General features: G+C 74.7%; 22 protein-coding genes, 1 pseudogene and 1 riboswitch. Of the genes and pseudogenes, 12 read left to right on the top strand and 11 right to left on the bottom strand.

What is annotated here, in order from left to right; translation table 11 throughout:
• Positions 1–383: 383 nt before the first annotated feature.
• The 3 genes and pseudogenes from cobC to ABZ842_RS18230 all read right to left on the bottom strand — a co-directional run.
• The gene (gene cobC, locus ABZ842_RS18240) at positions 384–1,448 is read right to left on the bottom strand and encodes an Rv2231c family pyridoxal phosphate-dependent protein CobC (protein WP_361537709.1); all 1,065 of its coding nucleotides are present in this window, start codon (positions 1,446–1,448) and stop codon (positions 384–386) included.
• Positions 1,432–1,893: a hypothetical protein gene (locus ABZ842_RS18235; protein WP_361537708.1), complete on the bottom strand. Its 462-nt coding sequence runs from the start codon at positions 1,891–1,893 to the stop codon at positions 1,432–1,434. The genes cobC and ABZ842_RS18235 overlap by 17 nt, the downstream gene beginning before the upstream one ends.
• Positions 1,894–2,426: 533 nt before the next feature.
• A pseudogene (locus ABZ842_RS18230) lies at positions 2,427–3,167 on the bottom strand (cobalamin biosynthesis protein); the annotation flags it as partial.
• 197 nt (positions 3,168–3,364) lie between these two features.
• Between ABZ842_RS18230 and ABZ842_RS18225 the strand changes: the two are divergent.
• The gene (locus ABZ842_RS18225; protein WP_361537707.1) at positions 3,365–4,102 is read left to right on the top strand and encodes a ZIP family metal transporter; all 738 of its coding nucleotides are present in this window, start codon (positions 3,365–3,367) and stop codon (positions 4,100–4,102) included.
• Positions 4,103–4,181: 79 nt separating this feature from the next.
• Here the strand turns inward: ABZ842_RS18225 and ABZ842_RS18220 are convergent, their stop codons facing one another.
• From ABZ842_RS18220 to ABZ842_RS18190, 7 genes are all read right to left on the bottom strand, one after another.
• Positions 4,182–5,672 carry a cobyrinate a,c-diamide synthase gene (locus ABZ842_RS18220; RefSeq protein WP_361537706.1) on the bottom strand — a complete coding sequence of 497 codons (1,491 nt, stop codon included), beginning with the start codon at positions 5,670–5,672 and terminating at the stop codon, positions 4,182–4,184.
• On the bottom strand, positions 5,666–6,265 hold the full coding sequence (gene cobO, locus ABZ842_RS18215; protein WP_361537818.1) for a cob(I)yrinic acid a,c-diamide adenosyltransferase: 600 nt from the start codon (positions 6,263–6,265) through the stop codon (positions 5,666–5,668). The genes ABZ842_RS18220 and cobO overlap by 7 nt, the downstream gene beginning before the upstream one ends.
• A 4-nt stretch (positions 6,266–6,269) precedes the next feature.
• Positions 6,270–8,339 (bottom strand): putative cobaltochelatase, encoded by a 2,070-nt coding sequence (locus ABZ842_RS18210; protein WP_361537705.1) that lies wholly within the window; start codon positions 8,337–8,339, stop codon positions 6,270–6,272.
• Between the two features lie 262 nt (positions 8,340–8,601).
• Positions 8,602–10,164, bottom strand: a complete 1,563-nt coding sequence (locus ABZ842_RS18205; protein WP_361537704.1) for a cobyric acid synthase — start codon at positions 10,162–10,164, stop codon at positions 8,602–8,604.
• Positions 10,161–11,141 carry a cobalamin biosynthesis protein gene (locus tag ABZ842_RS18200; protein WP_361537703.1) on the bottom strand — a complete coding sequence of 327 codons (981 nt, stop codon included), beginning with the start codon at positions 11,139–11,141 and terminating at the stop codon, positions 10,161–10,163. The genes ABZ842_RS18205 and ABZ842_RS18200 overlap by 4 nt, the downstream gene beginning before the upstream one ends.
• Positions 11,142–11,302: 161 nt before the next feature.
• Positions 11,303–11,434, bottom strand: a riboswitch (cobalamin riboswitch).
• Positions 11,435–11,562: 128 nt separating this feature from the next.
• Positions 11,563–11,787 (bottom strand): hypothetical protein, encoded by a 225-nt coding sequence (locus ABZ842_RS18195; protein ID WP_361537702.1) that lies wholly within the window; start codon positions 11,785–11,787, stop codon positions 11,563–11,565.
• Between the two features lie 12 nt (positions 11,788–11,799).
• On the bottom strand, positions 11,800–13,104 hold the full coding sequence (locus ABZ842_RS18190; protein WP_361537701.1) for an inorganic phosphate transporter: 1,305 nt from the start codon (positions 13,102–13,104) through the stop codon (positions 11,800–11,802).
• Positions 13,105–13,408: 304 nt separating this feature from the next.
• Between ABZ842_RS18190 and ABZ842_RS18185 the strand changes: the two genes are divergently transcribed.
• The 6 genes from ABZ842_RS18185 (at position 13,409) to ABZ842_RS18160 (ending at position 20,228) form a co-directional block, all read left to right on the top strand.
• Positions 13,409–14,071, top strand: coding sequence for a class II aldolase/adducin family protein (locus ABZ842_RS18185; protein ID WP_361537700.1), 663 nt, complete (start codon positions 13,409–13,411; stop codon positions 14,069–14,071).
• Positions 14,072–14,152: 81 nt separating this feature from the next.
• A complete protein-coding gene (locus tag ABZ842_RS18180; RefSeq protein WP_361537699.1) occupies positions 14,153–15,280 on the top strand; it encodes a hypothetical protein in 1,128 nt (375 codons plus the stop codon).
• Positions 15,281–15,532: 252 nt separating this feature from the next.
• Positions 15,533–16,831, top strand: a complete 1,299-nt coding sequence (locus ABZ842_RS18175) for a hypothetical protein (protein ID WP_361537698.1) — start codon at positions 15,533–15,535, stop codon at positions 16,829–16,831.
• 230 nt (positions 16,832–17,061) lie between these two features.
• A complete protein-coding gene (locus ABZ842_RS18170) occupies positions 17,062–18,660 on the top strand; it encodes an ABC-F family ATP-binding cassette domain-containing protein (RefSeq protein WP_361537697.1) in 1,599 nt (532 codons plus the stop codon).
• Positions 18,661–19,046: 386 nt separating this feature from the next.
• Positions 19,047–19,268 (top strand): helix-turn-helix domain-containing protein, encoded by a 222-nt coding sequence (locus ABZ842_RS18165; protein ID WP_006123601.1) that lies wholly within the window; start codon positions 19,047–19,049, stop codon positions 19,266–19,268.
• A gap of 156 nt (positions 19,269–19,424) precedes the next feature.
• A complete protein-coding gene (locus ABZ842_RS18160) occupies positions 19,425–20,228 on the top strand; it encodes an enoyl-CoA hydratase/isomerase family protein (RefSeq protein WP_361537696.1) in 804 nt (267 codons plus the stop codon).
• Here ABZ842_RS18160 and ABZ842_RS18155 read toward each other — a convergent pair.
• Entirely contained in the window at positions 20,225–20,917 is a 693-nt protein-coding gene (locus tag ABZ842_RS18155) for a hypothetical protein (protein WP_361537695.1), read from the bottom strand. The genes ABZ842_RS18160 and ABZ842_RS18155 overlap by 4 nt on opposite strands.
• A 164-nt stretch (positions 20,918–21,081) precedes the next feature.
• On the opposite strand from ABZ842_RS18155, the gene ABZ842_RS18150 reads away from it, so the two are divergent.
• Genes ABZ842_RS18150 through amaP form a run of 5 tightly spaced genes read left to right on the top strand, consistent with a single transcriptional unit; the run spans position 21,082 to position 23,401 of the window.
• Positions 21,082–21,552, top strand: coding sequence for an Asp23/Gls24 family envelope stress response protein (locus tag ABZ842_RS18150; protein WP_361537694.1), 471 nt, complete (start codon positions 21,082–21,084; stop codon positions 21,550–21,552).
• A 32-nt stretch (positions 21,553–21,584) separates the two neighbouring features.
• Positions 21,585–21,776 (top strand): hypothetical protein, encoded by a 192-nt coding sequence (locus tag ABZ842_RS18145; RefSeq protein WP_361537693.1) that lies wholly within the window; start codon positions 21,585–21,587, stop codon positions 21,774–21,776.
• A 5-nt stretch (positions 21,777–21,781) separates the two neighbouring features.
• On the top strand, positions 21,782–22,165 hold the full coding sequence (locus ABZ842_RS18140) for a hypothetical protein (RefSeq protein WP_361537692.1): 384 nt from the start codon (positions 21,782–21,784) through the stop codon (positions 22,163–22,165).
• Entirely contained in the window at positions 22,162–22,815 is a 654-nt protein-coding gene (locus tag ABZ842_RS18135; protein ID WP_361537691.1) for a DUF6286 domain-containing protein, read from the top strand. Before ABZ842_RS18140 ends, ABZ842_RS18135 begins: the two co-directional genes overlap by 4 nt.
• A gap of 7 nt (positions 22,816–22,822) precedes the next feature.
• Complete coding sequence (gene amaP / locus ABZ842_RS18130; protein WP_361537690.1) at positions 22,823–23,401, top strand: alkaline shock response membrane anchor protein AmaP; 579 nt, start codon at positions 22,823–22,825, stop codon at positions 23,399–23,401.
• Positions 23,402–23,587: the final 186 nt, after the last annotated feature.

Raw genomic sequence — 23,587 nt, 5'->3', positions numbered from 1 at the left:
CGATGGTTCACGTCTTGCGGGCCGTTCACGCCGTGCGGGTCGTGCGGGTCGTGCGGGTCGTGCGGGTCGCGCGGGTCGCGCGAGGGCTGGGGGGCTTCCGGACCGTCTGGACTGGTCGGGTCGTTCGGGTCGTTCGGACACGGGGGGTGGGTGGGGCGGGTGGGGTTCACTCCGGGACCTCTCCGGCGAGGCGCACGCCACGGCGGCGGCTCCGCCGGGCGAACGTCGTATACCCAACGACGGTCCCGCTGACTCGACGTCAGCTCACCCGTCCCGCGCCGAGCGCATCGAGCGCATCGAGCGCGCCGCCGCCCGGCACCGGGCGGATGCCGGTGCCGGGCGGCGACGGTCAGCGGCCGGCGGGGTTCAGCCGGCGACGGAGCTCAACAGCCGACCACCGTCAGCGCCTGGTCCAGCGCCAGCAGGAAGCGGTTCGTCGTGGCGCGGTCGCGCACGGCGACCCGGATCCAATCGGGGCCCAGGCCCGGGAACGTGTCCCCGCGCCGGGTCGCGAACCCGAGGTCGCGCAGCCGGGCGCGCACCTGCTCGCCCCGCTGGACGTGCAGCAGCACGAACGACGCCTCGGCCGCGGCCACCACCCGCACCTCGTCGAACTCCGCCAGCCCCGCCAGCAGATGGGCGCGCTCGACCGCACAGCGCCGGGCGGCCTGCTCCGCCTCCTTCAGCGCCGCGGCGTCCATGCACGCCCGGGTCGCCGCCAGCGCCGGCGTGGACACCGGCCACAGCGGCTGCGCCGCCTGCAACGCCCGTACGACGTCGGGCTCGGCCAGCAGGTAGCCGACCCGCAGGCCCGCGAGGCCCCAGGTCTTCGTCAGGCTCCGCAGCACCACGAGCCCCGGCACGTCGGTGCGGTCGGCGAGCGTCTCCGCCTCGTCCGGCACGGCGTCCATGAACGCCTCGTCCACCACCACCAGCCGCCCGGGCCGGGCCAGCGCGGTGATCGAGGACGCCGGGTGGAGCACGGACGTCGGGTTCGTGGGGTTGCCCACGACCACCAGGTCCGCGTCCTCGGGCACCGCGGCGGGATCCAGCCGGAAGCCGTCCTCCTCGCGCAGCAGCAGCCGCGCCACCCGGTGCCCGGCGTCCCGCAGCGCCGACTCGGGCTCCGTGAACTGGGGGTGCACGACCAACGGCCGGCGTACGCCGAGGGCCGCCCGGGCGAGGAGCACGAACGCCTCCGCCGCGCCGGCCGTCAACAGGACCCGGTCCTGCGGGAGTCCGTGCCGCTCGGCGACGGCGGCCCGGGCGGCCCGCCCGTCGGGATAGGCCGCGAGGTCCGTCAGCGAGTCCGCGATCCGCTCGCGCAGCCACGGCGGGGGAGTGTTCGCACGCACGTTCACCGCGAGGTCGGTCAGGCCCGCGACGGCGTCCAACAGCTCCGCGTCACCGTGGTGGCGCAGGTCGAACGGGTCAGTGGGCGTGCGCATGGTCACCGAGGTGGCCGTTGCCGTGGTCGGGTCCCCCGTGCGCCCGCCCGAATCCGTGCCCGTGCCCGTGCTCGTATGCGTACTTGTGCTCGTGTGTACGTGCGTGTGCGTGTTCATGTTGCTTTCCATGGCCCTCGCGGCCCCCGTGGCCGTGGTGGTGGTGCGGCTGCCCCGGCGCCGGGCGCAGGCCCGACGGGCTGCCGCAGGTGTACGAGAAGTGCGAGCAGGCGGCGCGCGCCGTGGCGAAACGTCTCGCCCCGTGCTCCGACGGCTCCGTGCCGTCCGCGCCCGGCGGGGGCGGCGGCGAGGGGGCCACGAGCCCCGTGTGCGTGGACGGGCCGGCGCGGCGCGGCTCCGGGGTCGTCGCGGCGCCGCGGGGGGACGCGGCCCCCACGCCGTCGTGGGCGCCGTGGTCGGCTATCAGCAGTGCGGGCGGGGTCGTCACGCGTTCTCCTTGGTGTGGGGGTGGTACGGCAGGCTCCCGTGCCGCGCTCTGCGCCTGCGGGACGACTCCCGGTCGATGGGACGGACGGCACGCATCATGGGGCGGCTCCGGAGGTGAGGGTGAGGGTGGGGGGAGGAGCGGTTGGGGGCGGCGTACGCGGTGCGCGCGGCACGAACGCACACGACACGAGGCCGGAAGACGACGTTCCCACGACGACCCCCAAAAGCGGAACCCGGCTTGGCACTTCATCCGTGCGCCGCGCGCCGGCGGCGGCCCGGGCCCCGACGAGGGCGGGTGGCCCCGGTCGAGCCCGATGACCCGATCCGGCCTCGGCGGTGGACGCCCGCCGGGCGACGCCGCGCGGGCGGGTGACCTCCCGCGCCGGGCTCGTTTCCGTACGGGGTCGGGCCGTCCGGGGCGGGTCGTATGGAGCCGGGCTGTCCGGGTCCGCGCGCGCGGCGACGCGCCCCCGCGCCGCGAAAGCGCGAGGACGCTGGAAGAGCACCGCGTCACGACCGGAGGGGTGTCCGGGGTCATGACTGCCACCGGTGGCCGCGCGGGGTCTCCGCCCGGCTCGCGATCTCGCTGGTGGCCGTGTTACCGACCGTCACGACGGTCATCATGTCCACACTGGCGCGATCCACACGGCCCAATGTCGTCAGTCGGCTGGATCCGTCCGGCCGTGCGCCGTCGTGGCCGGCGTCCGCTGGCGCCGGCGCCGCGTCGTGCGTCCGGGCCGCGGTCCGGATCCGGCGCTCGGTCACCTCCCACGGAACGGGCTGCGCCCGGGCGTCCGCCCCCGCCCCGACGACGGCGATCCGCCCGCGCGGCGCACGGCGCACCACTGCGCAGGTCACCCCGGCCGGCCGGCCCTCCGGCGCCGACTTCCGCTTCGGTACGAGCAGTTCGCCGCCGCCCGCGAGGGCCGCCGCCTCCGCGACCGACGGAGTCCCGACCGCCGCGCGGGCGGCATCGGACGGATGCGGCACGCGGGCGGACACCTCGGCGAGGCGGTCGGCCGGGTACGCCACCAGCCGTACGCCGAGCTGGCGTGCCGCGCCCACCACGCCCGGCTCGTGCGCCTTCGCGTCCACGGTCGCGAGTTCGACCACGCTCAGCGGCGAGAGCCCCGCGTCGCGCAGGGCTTCCGTCACCAGGCCGTACACCTCGTCCAGCGGGGCACCGCGCACCGCACCGACGCCCACGACCAGCGACGGCGGCCGGAGCACCGCCTCGCGCGGACCGACCGTCACCAACCGGTCGGTGACGCTCAGGACGGCCTGGGCGGGCCCGGCGGCGTGGCGAGCCATGGGCGGGTCCTTTCGGGTGCGGGTGCGGGTGCGGGTGCGGGTGCCGGTGCGGTACGGAGTACGAGGGCGCGGCGGTGCGTGATCTCGTGTTCCGTGGCGAACGGGTGAATGGGGCGGGTGTGGCGGTGATACGACGGGGGTCAATCCGCTAGCAAGGGCGCATGGCGGTGTTCGTCGCGCTCGGCGCGTTCCTGATGACGCTGTTCGGCGGGTGGACGGCGCAGCGCGTCACCGACCGCCGCCACCTGGTGCTGGGCCTGGCCGGTGGGCTGATGCTCGGCGTCGTCGGGCTCGACCTGCTGCCGGAGGCGCTGGAGGCGGCCGGGCAGCCGCTCTTCGGCGTACCGCAGGCGCTGCTGCTGTTCGTCGCCGGCTTCCTCGTCGCGCACCTGGTGGAACGGCTGCTGGCGACGCGGCGCGTGGCGCACGGCGCGGAGGAGACCGACGGAGCTCCGCCGAGGGCCCCGCAGGTCGGTCTGACCGCGGCGGCGGCGATGGTCACCCACAGCATGATGGACGGCATCGCGATCGGCGCCGCGTTCCAGGTCGGCGAGGCGATGGGGCTGACCGTGGCGCTGGCCGTCGTCGCCCACGACTTCGCCGACGGCTTCAACACGTACACGATCACCAGCCTGTACGGGAACACCCGCGCCCGCGCCCTCGCGATGCTCTTCGCCGACGCCTGCGCGCCGGTCGTCGGGGCCGCGTCGACACTGCTGTTCACGATCCCCCTCGAAGCCCTCGGCAGCTACCTGGGCTTCTTCGGGGGCGCGTTGCTCTATCTCGCGGCGGCGGAGATCCTGCCCGAGGCGCACCACACCCACCCCGCCCGCTCCACCCTGCTGTGCACGGTCGGCGGCGTCGGGTTCATCTGGCTGGTGGTGGGCCTCGGCCACTGACGTGGTCACCGCGGGGCGCCCGGTGGCGCGCAGCGTGTGCAGTGCATGCAGTAACGATTCTTCAGCGCGGGCCCGCCGCTCATGGCGAGCACCCGTCCACCAGACGCCGGGCCACGCCCGGCTCGGCGGCCCAGTGCACGTGCAGATAGCTCGCGTGCACGCCCTGCTGCACGAACCCCTCGGTCCGTCGCACCGGCCGGTGCATTCCCCACGCCGGCGTCGTACCGGCGCCCGGCTCGACCACGGTCCGGTGGAACTCGTGGCCCCGCATCCGGGTGCCGACCGTGGCGAGCGAGCTGTCGCTGACGGCGACGGCGTCCCGGTACCCGAGGGTCAGCCGGTCCGACATCCGCGCCGTCGCGTCGATGACCCCGCACATCGGCTTCCCGTCCAACGACCGCGTGAGATAGAGCAGCCCGGCGCACTCGGCGACGACGGGTCCGCCGCGGCGGGCGAACGCGGCGACGGCCCGCCGCAGCGGCTCGTTCGCGGACAGTTCGTCCGCGTACACCTCCGGGAACCCGCCGCCGATGACGATGCCCGACGTGCCCTCGGGCAGCGCCCCGTCCCGCAACGGGTCGAAGGCGACGACCTCCGCGCCGTGCGCTCGCAGCAGCTCCGGATGCTCCGCGTACCCGAACGTGAACGCGGCGCCCCCGGCAACGGCGACAACCGCCTTCCGCCCACCCCCGGGCCGAGGGCCCTCGCTGGGCGCGGCGCCATCGGTGGGGGCATACCCCCGCCGCTCCACCTCGCCGGCGGCAGCACATCCAGCCCCGCCGGCGATTGAGGCGCGGGGGTGTGGGGGCAGCGCCCCCGCAGGAGGCGCCGCGCCCAGCGGGACGGCTGCATACGGGCTCCACGCACGCGTGCGTAGGCTCGGGGCCGAGCGGGCCAGAGCCAGCAGGCCCGGCAAGTCACAGTCGCGCCGCACCAGCGCAGCCATCGCGTCCACCGACGCCACCGCGTCCGCCGAGCGCTCCGCCACCGGCACCAGGCCCAGGTGCCGGGAGGGCGTCGTCACCGACGCGCCCCGGCGCAGCGCGCCGAGCACGGGGACGCCCACCGCCTCCAACGCCTCCCGCAACAGCTCCTCGTGGCGGTCGGAGCCCACCTTGTTCAAGATCACCCCGCCGATGCGGACCTCGGGGTCCCAGGTCACGAAGCCGTGCACCAGCGCGGCGACGGAGCGCGACTGCGACGACGCGTCCACCACCAGCACCACCGGCGCCCGCAGCAACTTCGCCACCTGCGCCGTCGACGCCAACTCGCCCTGCCCGGACGCACCGTCGTACAGGCCCATCACGCCCTCGACCACGGCCACGTCGCACCCCGCCGCCCCGTGCGCGAACAGCGGGGCGACCTGCTCGGGGCCGCACAGGTACGCGTCGAGGTTCCGCCCCGGCCGGCCGCAGGCCAGCGAGTGGTAGCCCGGGTCGATGTAGTCGGGCCCCACCTTGTGCGGGGACACGGCGAGCCCCGTCGCGGCGAAGGCCGCCATCAGACCCGTCGCAACGGTGGTCTTGCCGCTGCCCGACGCCGGCGCGGCGATCACGAGACGTGCTACCACTCGATGCCCCGCTGGCCCTTCTGACCGGCGTCCATCGGGTGCTTGACCTTGCTCATGTCGGTCACCAGATCGGCCAGCTCCAGCAGCTCCGCGGGGGCGTTGCGGCCGGTGACGACCACGTGCTGGGTGCCTGGGCGGTCCCGCAGCACCTCGACCACCTCCGCGACGTCGACCCAGCCCCAGTGCAGCGGGTAGGCGAACTCGTCGAGGACGTACAGCCGGTACCGCTCCGCGGCCAGGTCACGCTTGACCTGCTCCCAGCCCTCCCGGGCCGCCTCCTCGTTGCTGAACTGCCGGTCGCGCTGGACCCACGACCAGCCCTCGCCCATCTTGTGCCAGTCCACCGTGCCGCCCTCGCCGGACGCCCCGAGGACGGTGAGGGCGCGCTCCTCGCCCACCTTCCACTTCGCCGACTTCACGAACTGGAACACCCCGATCGGCCATCCCTGGTTCCAGGCGCGCAGCGCCAGCCCGAAGGCCGCCGTCGACTTGCCCTTGCCCACGCCCGTGTGGACGAGGACCAGCGGCCGGTTGCGGCGCTGGCGTGTGGTCAGTCCGTCGTCGGGGACGACGGACGGCTGTCCCTGTGGCATCTGCTCACGCGGCCCTTCTGCTGTCACCAGCGGTTCGTACGTCCTTCACCAGGCCCGCGATCGCATCCGCCCGCAACTCGTCGAGCGTGACCGCGGTGCCCCCCAACTCCCCGGCGAGCCGGCCCGCGAGCCCGAGCCGCACCGGGCCGGACTCGCAGTCCACGACGATCGAAGCCGTGCCCTGCGCCGCGTGCAGCCGCGCCGCCCGGGACGCCAGCGCCACCGGCTCGGGCCCGCCGGTCGCCCGGCCGTCGGTGACCACGACCAGCAGCGGACGGCGCGCGGGATCGCGCATCCGCTCCACCCGCAGCACGTCGTGCGCCGTGAGCAGCCCCGCGGCGAGCGGGGTGCGCCCGCCGGTGGACACCTGGTCGAGCCGGGCCGCCGCGGCGTCCACGGAGGACGTCGGCGGCAGCACCACCTCGGCGTCCCGCCCCCGGAAGGTGACCAGGCCGACCTTGTCGCGCCGCTGGTACGCGTCCAGCAGCAGCGACAGCACCGCGCCCTTGACCGCGCCCATCCGCCGACGGGCCGCCATCGAACCCGAGGCGTCCACCACGAACAGCACCAGGTTCGACTCGCGCCCCTCCCGCACCGCCTGCCGCAGATCGTCCCGGCGCACCACCAGGCCGGCGCCGCTGCGCCCGCGGGAGCGCTGGTGCGGAGCGGCGGCCCGGACCGTCGCCGCCAGGTGCAGCCGGCCGAGCGCGCCCCGGGGGCGGCGCGAGCCGGTGGTGCGGCCGTGCTCGGCACGGGCGCGGGACCTGCGGCCCGCCGCGCCGTCACCGGTGCCGGGCACGGTCAGCGCCTTCGTACGGAACGGCTCGCCGGCGGAGACCGCCTGCTGTTCGGCGCTGGCGCCGACGGACTCCGGCTGGTCGGAGGAGGGCGACTGGGCCGGGACGTCCGGGGCGGCCGGTGACTCCGGTGCCTCAGGTCCGTCCTGTGGCGGCTGACCGCCGCCGCCCCCGCCGCCGCCCCCGCCGCCGCCCCCGCCGCCGCCCCCGCCGCCGTCCGGGTCCGGCTCCGGGTCGTCGTCGGAGTCGGGAGCGGGGTCGTTCGGGGCGGACTGCTCCAGCGTCTCGTCCAGCTTGTCCTCGTCCAGACCGGGCGCGTCGAAGGGATTGCGCCGGCGTCGGTGCGGCAGCGCCAACAGCGCCGCCTGCCGTACGTCGTCGGCGAGCACGTCCTCGCGCCCCGCCCACGCCGCCAACGCCGTCGCCGTACGGGCCATCACGATGTCCGCGCGCATGCCGTCCACCTCGAACGCGGCACACGTCGCGGCGATCTGGCGCAGCGCCACGTCCCCGAGCCGCACCCGCGGCAACAGCGCACGCGCGGCCGTCACGCGCGCCCGCAGCGCGTCCTCCTCCGCGGCCCACTCGGCGGCGAACGCCACCGGGTCGTCGTCGTACGCGAGCCGGCGCCGCACCACCTCGACCCGCTGGTCGGGCTCGCGGGACGCCGCGACCTCCACGGTGAGCCCGAACCGGTCCAGCAACTGCGGGCGCAGCTCGCCCTCTTCCGGGTTCATCGTCCCGACCAGCAGGAACCGGGCCGCGTGCCGTACGGACACGCCCTCCCGCTCCACGTACGAGGCACCCATCGCGGCGGCGTCCAACAGCACGTCCACCAGGTGGTCGTGGAGCAGGTTCACCTCGTCGACGTAGAGGATGCCGCGGTGCGCGTCCGCGAGGAGCCCCGGCTCGAAGGACTTCACGCCCTCCGCGAGCGCGCGCTCGATGTCCAGCGCACCCACCAGCCGGTCCTCGGACGCGCCGACGGGCAACTCCACCATCCGCGCGGCCCGCACCGCGCCGGGGCCCGGCTCGTGCGGGCCGTCGGGGCAGTCGGCGTCCGGGGCGGCGGGGTCGCAGGAGAAGCGGCAGCCGGCGACGACGGCGATGCCGGGCAGCAGCGCGGAGAGCGCGCGCACGGCGGTGGACTTGGCGGTGCCCTTCTCACCCCGGACGAGGACGCCGCCGACGCGCGGCGACACCGCGTTCAGAAGCAGCGCGAGCCGGAGGTCGTCCTGCCCGACGAGGGCGGTGAACGGATACGGGGTGCGGCTCATGCGGGTGCCTCCGGCTCGCGGGGTGGGGTCCGTTGTGGTTGCGGTGGTCGCTCGGCTGCGGGCTGTCTGCGGTTGTTCGCGCAGTTCCGCCCCCCACGCCCTCTGGGCATAGGTGGGGGCACCCCCACGCCTTCAGGGCGTAGGGGGCGGAACTGCGCGACAAGCCCACCACCGGGCCGCGGACGCAAACGTTGAGTGTTTGCCACGGCGCGACCGCGACCGCGACCGGAGGTCGGAGGGAGGTGGGGATTCGGCCCGGCCTTCATGACGGCGTTCCCGGGGCGCCCGGGTGGCCCGGTGGGACGAAGGGGAGGTTCGGAGGGGCGCCGCCTTCGATCAGGCGCCACAGCGCGTCGGTGTCCGCGTGTTCCGCGATCAGGTCGCCCAGGCGGTCCAGCTGTTCCTCGCGCAGCGCCGCGAACGACGTGTCCGGCGCCGGCACGAAGCGCCGGCCCGCCGCCTGTGCGACCCGCCGCAAGAAGCCGCGGCGGAAGCCGTCGCTCTCCAGCGAGCCGTGCCAGTGCGTGCCCCACACCGCCCCCACCCGGCAGCCGTCCAAGAACGCCTCGCCGCCCAGCACCTCGGCGACGCCGTGGTGGATCTCGTACCCCTCCACCGGCTCCCCGAGCGCCGAACCGGTCGGCCGGGCCAGCGTCTTGTCCGTCGCGAACCGCACCCGCACCGGCAGCAGCCCGAGTCCGGCGACCTCGCCCGCGCGGGACTCCACGTCGTCCTCGACGTGCTCGCCCAGGAGCTGGAAGCCGCCGCAGATCCCGAGCACCGGGCGGCCCTCGGCGGCCCGCCGCACGAGCGCGTCGGCGAGGCCGCGCTCCCGTAGCCACGCCAGTGCCCGGACCGTGCCCCGGGTACCGGGGACGACGACCAGGTCCGCGTCCACCAGCTCCTCCGGCCGGTCCACGAACCGCACCACCACGCCCGGCTCGGCCGCGAGCGCGTCCACGTCGGTGAAGTTGGACATCAGGGGCACGGCGCACACCGCCACCCGCAGCACCTCGTCGCCGACCGGGGGAGCCACCACCGACTCGCGCACGGCGCCGCGCAGCGACACCCGCAGGCCGTCCTCCTCGTCGATGCCGAGCCCGTGCGCGTACGGCAGGACGCCGTACGAGCGGCGCCCGGTGATCCCTTCGAGCATGTCGAGGCCCGGCCGCAGCAGGCTCACGTCACCGCGGAACTTGTTGACCAGGTACCCGGCGACCAGGCGCTGGTCCGCCGCGTCGAGCAGCGCCGTGGTGCCGAAGAAGGACGCGAACACGCCGCCCCGGTCGATGTCGCCGACGACGAGCACCGGCAGCTCCGCGGCGCGCGCCACGCCCATGTTCACGATGTCCGTGCGCCGCAGGTTGATCTCCGCGGGGCTGCCGGCGCCCTCGCAGATCACGGCGTCGTACGTGCTCCGCAACTCCTCCAGGCACTCCACGACCGTGGACAGCAGCGCCGCTCGGCCGCCGCCGGCGGCCGGGGTCCCCGAGCCGAAGAAGCCGCGGGCGCTCATCTCCCCGACCGGGCGGCCCAGCAGGACCACCTGGCTGGTGCGGTCGCTGCCGGGCTTGAGCAGCACCGGGTTCATCAGCGCGGTCGGCTCCACCCGGGCGGCCTGCGCCTGCATGGCCTGGGCCCGCCCGATCTCGGCGCCGTCGCGCGTCACGTACGAGTTGAGGGACATGTTCTGGCCCTTGAAGGGGGCCACCTTCACGCCCTGGCGGGTCAGCCAGCGGCAGATCCCCGCGGTCACCACGCTCTTGCCCGCGTCGGACGTCGTACCTGCGACGAGCAGTCCGCCGCCGCGTCGCTGACCGCTCATATGGCCCGCCCCTTCCGAAGTCGTACCGGCACCTGCGTACGGGCCAGTCGGCCGGCCAGCAGCCGCGCGGCCACGCTCGTGCCCAGCGCCAGCACGCCGACGCGCCGCGACAGCCGCACCGCGCGCGCCACGTCGGTGACCGCGACCGGGCGGGCGGCGCCGTTGAGCACCGCCCGGTGCTCCGTCCGGCCGCCGTACGACAGCGTGCCGCCGAGCCGCACTCCGAGCGCGCCCGCGAACGACGCCTCCACGGGGCCCGCGTTCGGGCTCGGATGGCGGTGCGCATCGGCCCGCCAGGCACGTACCGCCGCGCGCGGGTCGTCCCCGGCGACCACCGCGAGGGCGGCCGTCAGCCGCGCCCCCGGCCAGCCGACGACGTCGTCCAGGCGCGCCGAGGCCCAGCCGAACCGGCGGTGCCGCGGCGATTTGTGGCCCACCATCGCGTCGAGGGTGTTCACCGCACGGAAGCCCACCAGACCGGGCACGCCGGCGAGCGCGCCCCACACCAGGGCCCCCACCACGGCGTCGGAGGTGTTCTCGGCGACCGACTCCACCACCGCGCGTGCGATCTGCTGCTCGGACAGGGAGTGCGGATCCCGGCCGCACAGGTGCGGCAGCCGCGCCCGGGCGGCGGCGAGGTCGCCGGCCGCCAGCGCGTCCCCGACGGTGCGCGCCTCCCGCCCCAGCGACGTGCCCCCGACCACGGCCCAGGTGGCGGCGGCGGTCAGGGCGAGGGACGCGGCGGAGTGACGGCGCGCCCCGTGCGCGACGAGCGCCGCGGCGCCGACGGCGCCCCCGGCGCACACGGCGGTGTGCAGCGCGCCCCACCCGCGGTGGTCACGCCACAAGGTGCGCTCCACGGCGCCTGCGGCCCGGCCGAAGGCGGCGACGGGGTGTCCCCGGCGCGGATCGCCGAACAGCAGGTCACCGAGGACGCCGGTGGCGGCGCCGTACGCGAAGACACGGTCGGGCCGCACGGTTCAGCCGGCCGTCGGGCCGCAGGGCCGCGGGTCGCGCCGTCCGCGGGGGAGCAGCGGGCGCGGGGCGCGCCCCGGTGCTCTTCCCGGTGCGTGCAGAGCAGGTACGAAGCCGCAGCCGCGCATGTCGCATGTCCTCACTCAGGGTGTCCGCGCCCTGGTTCGACGTGATCGGCGGCGAGAGTTCCTGGCTCCCGGGGAGGGCTCCCCGGTGACAGTGGCGGGACCGCGCCGGATTCGCACCGGACTTCCTCTGCTGCCGCCGTAATGGCCCCGGCAGTCCACCACGGGGTGAGAAGGGCCGTCAACTTGCCCTTGACCTGCGACGGAGCCGTACGCACCACGACGGGCCGGGTCGTACGTCCAGCGAGGACGTACGACCCGGCCCGTCGTGGCGCGGTGCTGCGGCCGGATCGGCCGGTCAGTCGACGATGAGATAGATGCCGTAGGCCACGGCCACCGCGCAGAGCGCGAAGCAGGCGTACGCACCGGTGCGCGTCAGCACTCCGGAGCCACCGCCCGAGGCGCTCGCGGTCTCCTGCTTGCTGAGCATCACCACGCCCAGCGAGAAGAGGCCGACGAGGGCGACGGTGGCGACGAGGCTCACGCCGAAGACGGAACCGAGGGCTTCCCAGTCGATTTTCATGTTGCTCTGTCCTTACACCGCAGCCGGGCTGGCCGGGCCGTTCTCCGACGTCGAGGACGTGGCGGAGGCGGCGGAGGCCGGGATGGTCTTCGTGAGGTCGGCGCCGTCCGTGGCGCCCATGCCGCCGGCCGGCGGCGGGGTGACGGCCGCGATGGCGTTGGTGACGACGCCGGCGGGCTCGTCGGCGCTCTGTGCAGCGGCGCCGTCGGCCTGCTCGTCGACGTCGTTGACGTTGGTGTGGTCGACGACCTGGCGGCGGGAGATCACCCAGATCGCGGCGCTGGAGGCGACCAGGAAGACCGCGACCACGGCCACGCCCCAGTCACCCTGCTTGGTCACGAACTCGGAGGCGGCGGCGACCAGCGCGGCGGCCGGCAGGGTCAGACCCCAGGCCACGAACATCCGGGTGGCGGTCGACCAGCGGACCACGCCGCCCTTGCGGCCCAGGCCCGCACCCATGACGGCGCCGGAGCAGGAGTGCGTGGTGGAGAGGGAGAAACCGAGGTTCGAGGAGGCCAGGATGACCGTCGCCGCGCTGGTCTGGGCGGCGAAGCCCTGCTGCGGCTGGAGGTCGGTCAGGCCCTTGCCCATGGTGCGGATGATGCGCCAGCCACCGAGGTACGTGCCGAGGGCGATGGCCACGCCCGCGGAGACGATGACCCACAGCGGGGGGTTCGAGCCGGGGTCGAGGACGTCGCTGGCGACCAGGGCCAGGGTGATGATGCCCATCGTCTTCTGGGCGTCGTTGGTGCCGTGGGCCAGGGAGACCAGGCCGGCCGAGGCGATCTGACCCGCCTTGTAGCCCTTCTCGGTGCCCTTGGCGTCCGTGTTGCGGCCGATCTTGTACGTCAGTCGGGTGGCCAGCATCGCGGCGATGCCGGCGACGAGCGGCGCCGCGACGGCCGGGATCAGGACCTTGGTGATGACCGTGCCGCTGTTGACGGCGTCGAAGCCGACGGACGCGACGGTCGCGCCCACCAGGCCGCCCATCAGGGCGTGCGACGAACTGGACGGCAGACCGACCAGCCAGGTCAGCAGGTTCCAGAGGATGGCGCCGACGAGCGCGGCGAAGATGACTTCTGGGGTGATGCCTGATTCGTCGACTATGCCGCTGGAGATGGTCTTGGCGACCTCCACCGACAGGAACGCGCCGACGAGGTTGAGCACGGCGGACATGGCCACCGCGGTCTTGGGCTTCATGGCGCCGGTCGAGATGGTGGTCGCCATCGCGTTGGCGGTGTCGTGGAAACCGTTCGTGAAATCGAACACGAGAGCTGTCACGATCACGATCGCGAGCAGCAGCGTGATGTGTTCCATTTACCCAGGCAATCTATGGACGTCAGTGGCTCGCCGAACGTAAGTAACCTGGGTGAACGGAAGGTGAACTGGGGCGGGACTCACGGTGTCTCCAAGCGGTTCTAATGATTCCGTTTGTGTGTCGTCCGGGGTGCGGACCCACCCCGCCGCCGCCCTCCCGGCCGTCCGCGGCCCCGCGCCGCTGGGCGGCCGACCCTGCGGCGTCGATCTCTCGTCGATCTCCCGCCGCTTTCCTCTGACTTTGTGGTGATATGCATCACGGGTCCCTCTGGGCGACCGCGGCAGCGGCTGACAGGATCGGCACATGACCGAACGGACGTCCTACGACGAGATCGAACACACCTGGCGCGCCCTCGTGGCCACCGCCTGCCGCAGCTCCGCCGACGGCCTGGTCGTCGGCACCTCCGGCAACGTGTCCGCCCGGGTCGGCCCGCTCGTGCTCGTCACCCCGAGCGGAGTGCCCTACGACCGGCTCACCGACCGCGACGTGGTCGCCGTCGACCTCGACGGCCGCCAGGTCATCGGCTCCCTCGCGCCCACCAGTGAACTCTCCCTGCACCTCGCGGTGCACCGGTCCGGCGCCGGCCGCGCCGTGGTCCACACCCACGCCGTGCACGCCACCGCCGTCTCCACCCTCGTCCCGGAGCTGCCGCCGATCCACTACATGGCCGCGGAGGTCGGCGGACCCGTCCGCGTCGCCCCGTACGCCCCCTACGGATCGGACGAACTCGCCGCGCACGCCCTGACCGCCCTCGACGGGCGCGCCGCCTGCCTGCTCCAGAACCACGGCACCGTGACCCTGGGCGACACCCTCGACCAGGCGTACGACCGCACCGCCCAGCTGGAGTGGATGTGCCAGCTGTGGCTGGCTGCGTCCGGCGTCCCCGGCCGCACCCCCTCCCTGCTCACCCCCGCCCAGCTCGCCGAGGCCGCCACCCGCTTCAAGGGCTACGGGCAGCGCCCCTGAACCTCCCCGCCGGTCGGTCGGCGCGACCCGGGCGGGTGGCGCCGGCTGGCAGGCCGCCGCCGGGGTGCCGACACTGGAACGGTGCGCCCGGCAACAGCGGCGGCGGCAGCCGTCACCCTCCTGACAGGCGTCGGCGTGGCCGTGGCGGCGGCTGCCCGGTACGCGAGCGACGCGACGCTCCGCGCCAGCCCCGGGCCGACCCCGCCCGGCGAACCCCGACTCACCGTGCACGCCACCGCCGCCGGCCAGGTGACGCTCACCCGCAGCCTCGCGTCCCGCCGCCCCGGCACGTACGGCCTCACCGGCGCGGACGTCGACGCGATCGCCGGCCCCGTGCTCGACGGCCTGTCGAACTCTCCCGACACCGTGGTGCGCCGGCTCGAACGGGTCGGCCGCGGCAGCCTCACCCCGGGCACCCGGGTTCGCATGACGCCCCGGCTGCACGTCGGCACCCCCGCCGAAGCCCTCGGCATCGACCACCGGGACGTCACCGTCCCCGGCGAACTCGGCCCGCTCCCGTCCTGGTTCGTCCCCGGCGTCCGGGACACCTGGGTGATCGCCGTGCACGGCCTCGGCGCCACCCGCGAGCACCCCATGAACCTGCTGCCGTTCCTGCACCGCAGGAGCCTGCCGGTGCTCGGCCTCGGCTACCGCGGCGACCCCGACGGGCCCCGGCCCCCCGACGGGCTCAACCACCTCGGGGACCGGGAGTGGCGCGACGTCGACGCCGCCCTGCGCTTCGCCGTCCGCGGCGGCGCCCGGCACGTCGTCCTGTACGGCTGGTCCACCGGCGCCGCCATGGTCCTGCGCGCGGCGGCCGACTCCGCCCTGCGCGGCCACGTCACCGGACTCGTCCTCGACTCCCCGGTCCTCGACCAGGAGGCCACCCTGCGCGCGCTGGCCCGGGCGCGGCACACCCCGGGACCCCTGGTGCCGCTGGTGGTGCGGACGGCCCGCGCCCGCGCCGGGCTGTACGCCGAGCCGCACCCGGTGGCCGCCGTGGCGCCCGTCATCACCGTCCCCACCCTGCTCTTCCACGGCCCCGACGACACCCTCGCCCCCTGGGGCCCCTCACGGGAACTCGCCGCCGCCCGCCCGGACCTGGTCACCCTCCAGACCGTCCTCAACGCACCACACGCAGCCATGTGGAACACCGACCCCGCCCGTTACGAGGAAGCACTCCGCCGCTTCCTCACCCCTTTGATGTGAGCCCCCGCGGCGAGCCCTGGGGCGAGCCCGCGCGACGGGTCCGCGGCGAGCGCCCGGCCCGCCCTTCCGCGTAACCCCCCGCGCCCCGCACCACCACGGCCGAAGGGCCGTCCATCCGGTTCCGTTTGGGCTTTCGGGCCGTCAACGGGAAGACTGCTCCCCGTGACGTCCCGAAAGCCTGATGAGCAATTGGCGCGCAACTCCAGACTCCGTCTTGTCCGCCCGCGACCGCTGGCCAGTGCACGCAGGGCCGTGACCACCCGGCGCACCCGGCCCGCGCCGCGTCCACCGGAGGGCACCCCGCCCCCCGCAGAACTCGCCCGACAGGCCCGGCGACTGCTCGTCGACGCCGTGCGCATCGCCCGCTGGGCGGCCGTCGACGGCGACGCGGGCACCGCCCCGCTCACCGCAGCCGCCGAGGAACGCGCCGCCGCCGCACTGGAGTTGACCCGCCTCCAGGTGCGCGCGGACTGGGACAGGGCCCGCCTCGCCGGGCTCGTCGAACTCCACGGCGACACCGTGCGCCCCGGCTGGCGGCTGCGCGCCTGGGACCGCGACGACATGGCCGTGCTGCGCGGCTGGGTCGCCCTCTTCGACGCCTGGTCGCTGGCGCACCCCGCCCCCGACGACGTGGCCACCACCGCGGTCGCCGAGGTCGTCGAGGCCATTCCCCAGCTGCTCTCCCTGCTCCAGCTCTCCGCCGGGCCGGTCTCCGTGACCACCCTGCTCGACATGCTGGAGCAGCGGGTCGCCGAGCTGCGCGAGGAGCGCTGCCTGCTGCCGGACGACCCCGCGGAGCGCACGGCGCCCCCGCCCGCCGAAGCCCTCCCCGTCGCCGGGCTGCTCGACTGGGCCCTGGACGGGATGGCCGCGGTCGGCGCGCTCACCCTCGACCGGGGCCGCTCCGCCACCCTCACCCCCCTCGGCAACTGGGCGGTCTGGGTCAAGCTGGAGCAGATCTGCGTCGCGGCCCAGAGCCCGGCCGGGAACATCGAGCAGCCGGCCGAGGACATGCTGCGCGGCTGCGCCCGCCTCACCCCCGGCCCCGCCCGCGCCGAGTACCGCGCGTGGCTCGCCGCCCGTACGGTCGCCAGCTCCGTCGCCGAGCTGCTGACCGTCGCCCGCGGCGAGGACGCCCTGCTGCGGGGGCTCGCCTTCGAGGCGCTGCGGGTCGTCGGCGCCCCCGCCGAGCCCGAGGTGCGCGCCGCGGCCACCGAACCGTCCCTGCGCCCGTACGCCCTGCTCTGGCTCGCCGAGTACGAGGGGATGGACGCCGAGGACGCCCAGGACGTCCTCACGCGCGCCGAGGCGACCTGGCTGTGGGTGGACACCGCCGCCGCCGTCGCCGACCACGGGGAGCCGCAACTGCTGCTGCGCCATCTGGACTCCGCGGTCCAAGGGACCGTCCCGGCGCTGCTGAGCGAGGTCCGCTCCGGCGGCCACCCGCGCACCGTGCAGGTCCTGGTCGCGCTGGCCGCCGCCCACCCGGACCCGGCGCTCGCCAAGGCGCTGCGACGCGCGGCCTTCCAGGTCCACACCGGCGGAGCCTGAGGCGTGCCGCGGGGCCCCGGTCCCGCGGCACCGACCCCGTGCCGGGCCCCGCACCAGGTGACGCGCGGGGAACAAAACCACTTGCACGCCCCCGTTAGACTGGCCTCCATGGCCATTCTCCTTGCGCAATAGACGGCGTCGAAGCCTTAGGGCGCGTCCCGGAGACGCGCCCCCGCGGCCCCTCCCGCCCACCCTTCCGCCGTTCGACACAGCTGTCCTGGAGTCTGTCCGTGATCACCGCTTCCGGCATCGAGTTGCGCGCCGGCGCACGCGTCCTCATCGAGTCCGCCACCTTCCGCGTCGCCAAGGGCGACCGCATCGGCCTGGTCGGCCGCAACGGCGCCGGCAAGACCACCCTCACCAAGTGCCTCGCCGGCGAGGGCATGCCCGCCGGCGGCGCCATCGCCCGCTCCGGCGAGGTCGGCTACCTCCCGCAGGACCCGCGCACCGGCGACCTCGACACCCTCGCCCGCGACCGCATCCTCTCCGCCCGCGGCCTGGACTCCGTGCTGCGCAAGATGCGGGAGAACGAGGACCGGATGGCGAACGGCAAGGGCGCCACCCGCGAGAAGGCGATGAAGCGGTACGAGCGCCTGGAGACGGAGTTCCTCACCAAGGGCGGATACGCCGCCGAGGCCGAGGCCGCCACCATCGCCGCCGCCCTCGGACTGCCCGACCGCGTCCTCGGCCAGCCGCTGCACACCCTCTCCGGCGGCCAGCGCCGCCGCGTGGAGTTGGCGCGGATCCTCTTCTCGGACGCCGACACCCTGCTCCTGGACGAGCCGACCAACCACCTCGACGCCGACTCGATCGTCTGGCTGCGCGACTACCTCAAGACCTACCGCGGCGGCTTCATCGTGATCTCCCACGACGTCGACCTGGTCGAGACGGTCGTCAACAAGGTCTTCTACCTCGACGCCAACCGCGCCACCATCGACATCTACAACATGGGCTGGAAGCTCTACCAGCAGCAGCGCGAGGCCGACGAGAAGCGCCGCAAGCGCGAGCGCCAGAACGCCGAGAAGAAGGCCGCCGCGCTCAACGCGCAGGCCGACAAGATGCGCGCCAAGGCCACCAAGACCGTCGCCGCGCAGAACATGGCCCGCCGCGCCGATCGGCTGCTCGCCGGCCTGGAGGCGGCGCGCGTCTCCGACAAGGTCGCCAAGCTGCGCTTCCCCGAGCCCGCGCCCTGCGGCAAGACCCCGCTCACCGCGGAGGGGCTGTCCAAGTCGTACGGCTCCCTGGAGATCTTCACCGACGTGAGCCTGGCCATCGACAAGGGCTCCCGGGTCGTCATCCTCGGCCTCAACGGCGCCGGCAAGACGACCCTGCTGCGGCTGCTCGCCAGCGTCGAGCGGCCCGACACCGGCACGGTCACCCCCGGTCACGGCCTCAAGCTCGGCTATTACGCCCAGGAGCACGAGACCCTGGACCCCGACCGCACCGTCCTTGAGAACATGCGCACCTCCGCGCCCGACCTGGATCTGGTCGAGGTGCGCAAGACGCTGGGCTCCTTCCTCTTCACCGGCGACGACGTCGACAAGCCGGCCGGAGTGCTCTCCGGCGGTGAGAAGACCCGACTGGCCCTGGCCACCCTGGTCGTCTCGTCGGCGAACGTGCTCCTGCTCGACGAGCCCACCAACAACCTGGACCCGGCCAGCCGCGAGGAGATCCTGGGCGCCCTGCGCACCTACAAGGGCGCGGTGATCCTGGTGACCCACGACGAGGGCGCGGTCCAGGCGCTGGAGCCGGAGCGGATCATCCTGCTGCCCGACGGCGTCGAGGACCTGTGGGGCGCGGACTACGCGGACCTGGTCGCCCTCGCCTGACCCCGCCGACCTCGCCACCCCGGCCGACGACGCCGATCCATACGGAATGATCCACTCCGTATGGATCATTCGGCTCACAGGTGATCCGTCATCTGAGTGAGGCGATCTCGTACCTCGGTGTGGGTCCTGGCGGATCTTCGACGAGCGCCCTAGTGCACCCCCCGCTTCGCCGCGCCCTTCCCCCACCCGCCCCTGACCTGGCAACTCTCTCCGGAGACGGTCCGGACAAGCCGTCCGAGGGGCGGGGAGCCGGGCGTCGCGGCGGCTTGGACGGCCCTCGACGCCGGGCAAAGCTCGTCCACGGACCTTGCCGAATGGGTGGCCAGGAAGCCCATGAGGGGTGATCATGAGAAGTCCAAGAGCGCACTTCCCATGAGGAGGCACGGGTGGCCGAGACTCTGAAGAAGGGCAGCCGGGTGACCGGTGCCGCGCGCGACAAGCTCGCGGCTGACCTGAAGAAGAAGTACGACTCCGGTGCGAGTATCCGGGCGCTGGCCGAAGAGACCGGCCGTTCCTACGGATTCGTCCACCGGATGCTCAGCGAGTCCGGAGTCACGCTGCGCGGACGCGGCGGAGCGACACGGGGCAAGAAGGCCGCTTCGGCCTGACGGCCCGTCCTCGCGACGCCGTCCGGACGGACTCGGCGGGCCAGGACCCATCGGCGTTCGTAGGTGCGCACCCGGCCGGATCACACGGTCGGCCGGGTGGTTACTGTGCAGTTGCTTAGCTAGTCTGCACGGACTGCACCCGAACCGGAGGCGCCCATGACCACGTCCGACGCCGTACGCGACCCCGTGCTGGACCAGGACGGGGTACGCCTCATCGTGGACGGCGAGACGGCCACGGTGACGCTGACCAACCCGGCGAAGCGCAACGCCCAGTCACCCGCGCTGTGGCGGGCGTTGGTGCAGGCCGGCCGGTCCCTGCCGGGCAGCGTACGGGTCGTGGTGCTGCGCGCCGAAGGCAAGTCCTTCTCCGCGGGCCTCGACCGACAGGCGTTCACGCCCGAGGGCTTCGACGGCGAGCCGTCCTTCCTCGACCTGGCACGCGGCAGCGACGAGGCGCTGGACGCCGCCATCGCCAAGTACCAGGACGCCTTCACCTGGTGGCGGCGGAGCGACCTCGTCACCATCGCCGCGGTCCAGGGCCATGCGATAGGCGCCGGCTTCCAACTCGCCCTCGCCTGCGACCTGCGGGTCGTCGCGCGCGACGTCCAGTTCGCCATGCGCGAGACCAGCCTCGGCCTCGTCCCCGACCTCACGGGCACCCACCCCCTGGTGTCCCTCGTCGGCTACGCCCGCGCGCTGGAGATCTGCGCCACCGGGCGCTTCGTCCACGCCGATGAGGCCGAGCGCACCGGACTCGCCAACCTCGTCGTCGACCGCGAAGAGTTGGACGCCGCCGTCACCGACCTGACCGCGGCGCTGCTCACCGCGCCGCGCGACGCGGTCATCGAGACGAAGGCGCTGCTCCAGGGCGCCGCTGACCGCTCGCCGAGCGAACAGCACGTCGCCGAACGCGCGGCCCAGGCCCGCCGACTGCGCGACCTCGCCGGCGTCGGCGACTAAGGAGCCTGCTCTCCGTCCACGGCGGTGACCAGCACGGTCACCGGGCGGCCGTCGGCCAGTGCGCCGCCCACGGCCGTGCGCACCGCGCGGACGACGTCCAACGGGCGGTGGCCCCGCGCCACCGCCACCTCCACGCGCACGTGAGCCGACGCCAGGTGCACGGGCGTACCCAGGACGGCGGTGAGCCGGGACACCCCCGGCGCCGTCGCCGCGGCCGTGCCCGCCGGCCCTTCGACGGCCGCCGTTCCCTCCACCGGCGCAGCGCCCCGGCCCCGATCGGAACCCGGGGCACCCGCCTCGTCTTCGTGGACCCCCGCCACGTGCAGGTCCACCGCGCTGACCACCAGGTCCACCGCGTCAGCCGCCGCGAACAGGGCCTCCCGCAGTGCGGACGCCAGCGCGGGCAGCGGTCGTACGGCCCCGGCCCCCACGGTGCACTCGCCCGAGATCCGCAGCGGGCCCGGCGGCAGCGCGCTCGGCGGCGGCGGTACGGCGAAGGGGGCGGCGCCCTCCGGGTCGGCCAGCCCGATCCGTACGCGCTCCAGCCGGATCCCCGGCACCCCGGCCGCCGCGCGCAGCAGCACCGCCCGCGCCGCCTCCTCCGTCACCCAAGCGCCGTCCCGCGCCGCGCCCAGCGGAAGCAACCTGCCGGGGCGCAGTCTGCCCCGTACCGCATCAGCAGTGGTCATTGCCCCAGCCTGCCGCATTCCCGGCGCGGGGCGGGGCAGACGCACTTAGTGTGGAGCAGAGGGCGCCGTGTGGATCACCCGGAGTTCCCGGGCGTCCGACCCGGCCCCGCGGGCAGCCGCACCAGGGCCCGCCACCGTCGTTGCGGGCTTGGAAGGGACACGCGATGAGCGACACCGCCAGCAGTGAATCCGGCTCGGGCGACGAGCCGAGGAGGACGTCCGTCACCAAGCGCGGCGGCGGGGACCCCGGGTCCCGGGGCCGCACCACCATCGCCGACGGAGTCGTCGAGAAGATCGCCGGTCTGGCGGCGCGCGACGTGGTCGGCGTCCACACGATGGGCAGCGGCCTGTCCCGCACCTTCGGCGCGGTGCGCGACCGGGTGCCCGGCGGCAGCCGGTCCAGTGCGACGCGCGGGGTGAAGGCCGAGGTCGGCGAGGTGCAGACCGCGCTCGACCTGGAGATCGTCGTGGACTACGGAGTGTCGATCTCGGATGTGGCGCGCGCGGTGCGGGAGAACGTGATCTCGGCAGTGGAGCGCATGACTGGCCTGGAGGTCGTCGAGGTCAACATCGCGGTGAGCGACGTGAAGCTGCCCGACGAGGAAGAGGACGAGCCGGAGCCACGACTTCAGTAGCACTCCCGTAGTCCCGTAGTAAGGAGCTCACGATGAGCATGGCTGTGGTCGGCCTGTTGGCCGGCATGGGGCTCGGCTTCGCCGGGTACTTCGGTGGCTTCGGCGCGTTCCTGCTGGTCGCCGCGCTTGGCGCGGTCGGGTTCGTGGTGGGCCGCTTCCTGGAAGGCGACTTCGAAGTCGGTGACTTCTTCCGCTCCCGCGAGCGCGGCGACCGGCCGCGGTGAGGCGGGTGGCGGGCGGAACCGGTGACGGGTCCGCGGCGGCCGTCGACGGCACGCGGATCGCGCCGGGGGAGCGCGGCGCCACCGTCATCGCCGACCGGGTCGTCGCCAAGATCGCCGCGCAGGCGGCGCGGGAGGCGCTGGGGCGCGTGCCCCGGGACGGCGCTCCGCCGCACGCGAGCGTCGTCGTGCACCAGGACTCCGCCCGGGTGCGGATCAGCCTCGACCTGGACTACCCGTCCGACATCGGAGGGCAGTGCGGCGCCGTGCGTCATCGGGTCGCCGAGCGGGTAAGGGCGTTGGCGGGAATGGACGTGCCCGAGGTGGACGTGTCCGTCGAACGGCTGCACTCGGCACACACGCGCGGCGCCGCGGAGGGCAGGATCCGATGACCGAACCCACACCGTCCACACCGTCCACCCCTGGGCCGGCGACCGCCGTCGCACTGGACCAGTCCGCTTCCGGCGCGTCGTACGACCCCCCGCCCGGCGGGGGTGCGGCCCGGCGCTTCTGGTCCGTGCGGCGCGTGCCGACCGCGCTGGTGGCACTGGTCGTCCTCGGCGGCGCCGGGGTCCTGCTGTACGACGTCGCGGCGGTGCGCGCCGGCCGGCCCTCGATGAGCTGGCGCCGGGCCGCCGCGCAGGACCTCGCGGGGTGGCGACTGGACGAGCCGTGGGTGCTGGCGGTCGCCGCCGCGGTCACCGCGCTGGGCCTCTGCCTCGTCGCGATGGCCCTCACCCCGGGGCTGCGGTGGCTGCTGCCGATGCGCCGCGACGAGCCGTCCGTACGAGCCGGGCTCGCCCGCGACGCGGCGGCGCTGGTGCTGCGGGACCGGGCCATGGAGGTCCCCGGCGTCCAGTCCGTACGCGTCAGCATGGGGCGCTCCAAGGTGGCGGTGCGGGCCCGCTCCCACTTCCGCGAACTCGACGACGTCCGCACCGACGTGGACGCCGCGCTGGCCGCGGCGATCGTGGACCTCGGGCTGGCGAAGCCGCCCGCACTCAACGTCCGGGTGTCCCGCACGCCCGCGAAGAAGAGGTGAGCCGACGATGCTGCGGACCGTGAACCGCGTCGCGCTCGGCCTGTCCGGACTGGCCCTGATCGCCGTCGGCGGCGCGGCGCTGGCCGCGGGCGCGGGGCTCCACGTGCCGTCCTGGTGGCCCTGGCACGGCCCCGACGACGCGCTGCTGAGCACGGCGGACCGGGAGCGCTGGCGCGACGAGGGCTGGTGGTGGCCGGCAGTCATCGCGACCCTCGCGGTCCTCGTCGTGCTCGCCCTGTGGCTCTTCCTGGCCCAACTGCGCCGCGCCCGCCTCACGGAGGTGCTGGTCGACAGCGGCGACGGCGAGGGCGCGCTGCTGAGGGGGCGAGCGCTGGAGGGCGTCATCGAACGCGAGGCGGAGTCCTTGGACGGGGTCGCCCGTGCGGCGATCACCTTGCGGGGCCGGCGCGGTGCGCCGCGGGCGCGGGTGCGGTTGATGTTGGAGCCGCACGCTTCGCCGGCGGGGACGTTGCACCGCCTGACGTCGGAGGCGGTTGCGCATGCGCGGGACTCGGCGGGCCTGGCGTCGCTCCCCACGGAATCCCACCTCCGCGCCTCCAAACACGCCCCCCGCCGCGTGACATAGCCGCTGCCCCCTTGCGGGTGCGTTGGCTCCTGCGGCTCGGTGGGTGGCTTGTCGCGCAGTTCCCCGCGCCGCTAAACCTCTCGCCGTTTCCTTGCGGGTGCGTTGGCTCCTGCGGCTCGGTGGGTGGCTTGTCGCGCAGTTCCCCGCGCCGCTAAACCTCTCGCCGTTTCCTTGCGGGTGCGTTGG

The organism is Streptomyces sp. NPDC047315 (genome assembly GCF_040643215.1).
In the GTDB taxonomy this organism is placed as follows: domain Bacteria; phylum Actinomycetota; class Actinomycetes; order Streptomycetales; family Streptomycetaceae; genus Streptomyces.
This window is presented reverse-complemented; position numbering and strand designations above follow the sequence as displayed.

Coding starts and splice junctions, on each gene's coding strand:
- ABZ842_RS18150 (WP_361537694.1), top strand. CDS start 21,082: ATGAGCGACACCGCCAGCAGTGAATCCGGCTCGGGCGACGAGCCGAGG.
- ABZ842_RS18210 (WP_361537705.1), bottom strand. CDS start 8,339: ATGAGCCGCACCCCGTATCCGTTCACCGCCCTCGTCGGGCAGGACGAC.
- ABZ842_RS18185 (WP_361537700.1), top strand. CDS start 13,409: ATGACCGAACGGACGTCCTACGACGAGATCGAACACACCTGGCGCGCC.
- ABZ842_RS18155 (WP_361537695.1), bottom strand. CDS start 20,917: ATGACCACTGCTGATGCGGTACGGGGCAGACTGCGCCCCGGCAGGTTG.
- cobC (WP_361537709.1), bottom strand. CDS start 1,448: ATGCGCACGCCCACTGACCCGTTCGACCTGCGCCACCACGGTGACGCG.
- ABZ842_RS18190 (WP_361537701.1), bottom strand. CDS start 13,104: ATGGAACACATCACGCTGCTGCTCGCGATCGTGATCGTGACAGCTCTC.
- ABZ842_RS18145 (WP_361537693.1), top strand. CDS start 21,585: ATGAGCATGGCTGTGGTCGGCCTGTTGGCCGGCATGGGGCTCGGCTTC.
- amaP (WP_361537690.1), top strand. CDS start 22,823: ATGCTGCGGACCGTGAACCGCGTCGCGCTCGGCCTGTCCGGACTGGCC.
- ABZ842_RS18225 (WP_361537707.1), top strand. CDS start 3,365: ATGGCGGTGTTCGTCGCGCTCGGCGCGTTCCTGATGACGCTGTTCGGC.
- ABZ842_RS18135 (WP_361537691.1), top strand. CDS start 22,162: ATGACCGAACCCACACCGTCCACACCGTCCACCCCTGGGCCGGCGACC.
- ABZ842_RS18195 (WP_361537702.1), bottom strand. CDS start 11,787: ATGAAAATCGACTGGGAAGCCCTCGGTTCCGTCTTCGGCGTGAGCCTC.
- ABZ842_RS18205 (WP_361537704.1), bottom strand. CDS start 10,164: ATGAGCGGTCAGCGACGCGGCGGCGGACTGCTCGTCGCAGGTACGACG.
- cobO (WP_361537818.1), bottom strand. CDS start 6,265: ATGCCACAGGGACAGCCGTCCGTCGTCCCCGACGACGGACTGACCACA.
- ABZ842_RS18160 (WP_361537696.1), top strand. CDS start 19,425: ATGACCACGTCCGACGCCGTACGCGACCCCGTGCTGGACCAGGACGGG.